The sequence below is a fragment of the Kitasatospora sp. NPDC002965 genome, assembly GCF_040611255.1.
Taxonomy (GTDB): domain Bacteria; phylum Actinomycetota; class Actinomycetes; order Streptomycetales; family Streptomycetaceae; genus Kitasatospora.
The window spans coordinates 1-3,533 of record NZ_JBEXNT010000279.1 but is presented as its reverse complement, the minus strand read 5'-3'; the positions used below and the strand labels follow the sequence as shown (position 1 = coordinate 3,533).

General features: G+C 72.9%; 2 protein-coding genes. Both read left to right on the top strand.

The features are described from left to right. Positions 1-182: 182 nt before the first annotated feature. On the top strand, positions 183-2,699 hold the full coding sequence (locus ABZY91_RS41735) for a hypothetical protein (RefSeq protein WP_355409439.1): 2,517 nt from the start codon (positions 183-185) through the stop codon (positions 2,697-2,699). A gap of 118 nt (positions 2,700-2,817) precedes the next feature. Further along, entirely contained in the window at positions 2,818-3,429 is a 612-nt protein-coding gene (locus ABZY91_RS41730; RefSeq protein ID WP_355409437.1) for a hypothetical protein, read from the top strand. The last annotated feature ends 104 nt before the right edge of the window (positions 3,430-3,533 follow it).

The following is a 3,533-nucleotide window of genomic DNA, read 5'->3' as shown; positions in this document are numbered from 1 at the left end:
AAAAAATGTCAAAAAATCTTTTAAGGATGGGGATGAAACAATAGAGGCTTTAAAAGAAACTAATTTCTCTGTTGATAAGGGTGAGTTTGTGGCAATCATTGGCCCTTCAGGTTCTGGGAAAAGTACCTTACTTACTATTGCCGGCGGACTACAAAGTCCTTCTTCTGGGGAAATTTGGATTAATGGCCGCGGCCCAGGACCAGAACCAGGCCGCCGCCGCCCGTGCGGCCGCGCAGACCGCCCGCGACGCCGCCGTCGGCGCCGGCAACGCGGCCCAGTCCGTCTTCCAGGCCATCGGCGCCCTCAACGAGGCCCTGACCGCCGTCGGCGAGGCACTCGACGCCGGCTCCCACGCTGCCGCCGCCGCCACCGCCGCCACCGCCGCCGGCGGCAACAGCGCGGTCGCCCAGGCCCAGGCGAACCGCGCGAACGCCGCCGCCGCCAAGGCCCGGCGCCTGTCCGCCACCGCAACCGCGGCCTCCAACACCGCCAAGGCGATGGCCGGCCGGGCCCTGACCGCCGCCCAGCAGGCCCGCACCGCCGCCAACGAGTCAGCCGCGCACGCCAACGCCGCCGCCCGGGCCGCCCAGGACGCGGCCGACCACGCCGGCCAGGCCGGCAACTGGGCCAACCTCGCCACCGAGCACGCCAACGCCGCCGTCCAGGCCGCCGAGAAGGCCACCACCGCCGCGAACCAGGCCGACCAGGTCGAACAGACGGCCCGCCAGGCCGAGACCGTCGCCCTGGAGAGCGACCGCGACCTGTCCGTCCAGTACGCGGAGGAACGGAAGCAGCAGTACGTCGAGCAGCAGTCCGCGCAGGCCACCGAGCGCGCCGAGTCACTGCGCCAGGACGAGGAGACCAAGCAGCTCCTCGCCGAGGCCACCGCCCCCGCGGCACCCACCGAGACCGTCCTCGTCAAGGGCCGCAAGGCAGCCCTGCGTCTGCTGGAGACCGGCTCGCCGTGGACCGAGCGTGCCGCCGAGGCGGCCCTGGCCGGCACCGAGACCGACGTCCGGCAGTGGCTCGCCGGCGGTCGGAGCACCGCGGCCGCCCAGGACGACTACACCAAGATCGCCGCCCTCGCGGCGAGCGGCACCCCCGCGCTCAAGGCGGCAGCCCTCGCCGCGCTGGACACCGGCCCCGGCGAGCAGGCGGCCTTCCTGGAGACCGGCCGGCACACCGTCCTGACCGACGACTACCGCGTCCAGATCCTCGCCCTGATGAACAGCGGCGGAAAGGCCGTCAAGGAGGCCGGATCGGCCGCCCTGGACGCCAACTCCACCGAGGCGTTCCGCGTCTTCCTCGCCACCGGCCAGCACCTGGCCCGCGAGGAGGACGACAAGGTCGAGGCGCTCAGGCTCTCGGCCACCGCCGGACCGCGCGTCAGGGCCGCGGCCCAGGTCGCCCTCGCCGGACCCGCCCCTCTCCTGCGCGACTTCGTCGCCGAGGTCCAGCACAAGGCCGCCACCCGCGACCAGGACGACGCCGTCCACGTCGCCGGCATCCGGCGCCTGGTCGCCGAGGGCAAGGCCCTCGCCGCCACCGCCACCCAGAACGCGGCCCAGGCCGCCGAGGCCGCCGCCACCGCCAGGGGCGCCGCCGCCGAGGCCACCGGCTACGCGGCCCAGGCCGCCGCCTCCGCGCAGACCGCACAGCAGGCGGCCGACCAGGCCTCCGACGCGGCCAGGTCCGCCGACGCCTCCGCGCGCCAGGCCGCCGAATCGGCCACCCGGGCCAGGAACGCGGCCGCGTCGGCGAACAGCTCGGCCGCCCAGGCGGCCCGGTCCGCCCACCGCGCCGCGAACTCCGCCGCCACCGCCGCGGCCTCCGCCCGCGCCGCCTACGAGTCGTCGTCGCGCGCGTACGCCTCCGCCGTGGCCGCGGGCAAGAGCGCCGGCGAGGCCCTGACCCTGGCCGGCGAGGCCTTCGGCCACGCCATCACGCTCGCCCAGCAGGAGGCCAGGGCCAACGCCACCGCGCCCACCTCGCCGGGCACCCCCGGCGACCCGGGCACCGGCCCGGGCGACGAGTTCGAGCCGGCGCACCCGGAAGAGCCGATGGACCTCGAAGGCGGACTGTCCGCCGCCGACGCCGCCACCCTGGCCCTCGACATCATCGGCATCTTCGACCCCACACCGATCAGTGACGGCGCCTCGGGCCTCCTCAGCCTCTTCCGCGGCGACTTCGCGGGTGCCGGCCTGTCCGCGGTCGCGATCATCCCGTTCGCCGGTGACCTCTCCAAGCCGGCCAAGATCGCGAAGCTCCTGGGGAAGAACAGCCACATCGCGAAGCGGGCCACCGACCTGGACTGGGTGAAGTGGGCCGCACAGAGCCTCAAACACGTCTCACCGGCCAAGCTCGGCGACGGCGTGGCCACGCTCAACACACTCGCCCGCGACGCCAAGAAGGGATACACCGCGAATTCCCGGTCCGCCGCCATCAGGCACAACCTGCCCACCGACCTCGAAGGACCCGTGCCCTTCGTCCCGCCGAAGGGCTGGATGGGAAAGCCCGAAAGGGGCGGCGGATTCAGGGACGCCTACGGAAATCTCTGGAAGAAGGCGGACGACGGGAAGGACGAATGGGATGTCCAGGTGAAGAAGGGAACGAAGTTCTCCATCTTCTCCAGCGGTAAGAACCAGGGCAAGGATTTCGAACACGCCAACATCTCCCCTTACGGCTACGTCACGCACTGAGACGAAACCCGCCCGCCGCCACCGGCCCCGGCACCCCCGCCGGGCCGGTGGCGGCACCGACCGACACCAGTAGAATCCGCGCACGATTCGACCACCGACTCGGGAAAGCGACCGAACGATGCCCCTGGCCCCTCACCGCCTCGTCTGGATGAACCTGCGGCTGGAGGCCCCCACCGAGGAAGGCCCGCGGCTGACCCGCGCCGTCGCCGACGCGCTCGCCCCCCTCGGCCGCGTCACCGTCACCTCGCGCGGACCCCATTGGCGCACCCCCTCCCTGCTCCTCCTCGACGTGGAACTCACCCCCTCCGCCTCCACCACGCACTGCCTCCTCGCCCTGGGACTGCGCCCGGACGAGCACGGCGACTGGCCCCGCTGGGAACGTACGGCGCGCGGGGACGTCTTCCTCCACCCGGCGGTCCGCGGCGCGGAGGTCGGTGAGGAGGAGGCCGCCACCGCGCCCCCCTTCGCCAACGGCGACGTCGTGACCATCCTCGACGGCCCCACCGCCCGAGAGCAGGCGCTGGTAGGCGCCCGGGGCGTCGTCCACAACTCCTTCTACGCCACCGACCAGCCCGACCCGCTGCTGCGCCACTGGTACCACCAGGTGATGCCGGACGGCCGCGAGCAGCTCGAACCCTTCCGGAGCGCCGAACTGCGCGCCACCGGCCACCGGGTGGCCGTCGACGAGGAACCCGCCGCGGAGCACGTCGCCACCGCGGGCGGCGTCTGAGTACCGCCCGCCCCGCGAGGTGCCCCACCCCTGACCGCCACGGCCCTGACCGGCTCGCGCGGACGGCCGGTCAGGTTGGCCCACTGCAAGTCTCCGGGCCCGGT

Bases quoted from the DNA above. Each gene is read 5' to 3' on its own strand.
- ABZY91_RS41735 (WP_355409439.1), top strand. From the start codon at position 183: ATGGCCGCGGCCCAGGACCAGAACCAGGCCGCCGCCGCCCGTGCGGCC.
- ABZY91_RS41730 (WP_355409437.1), top strand. From the start codon at position 2,818: ATGCCCCTGGCCCCTCACCGCCTCGTCTGGATGAACCTGCGGCTGGAG.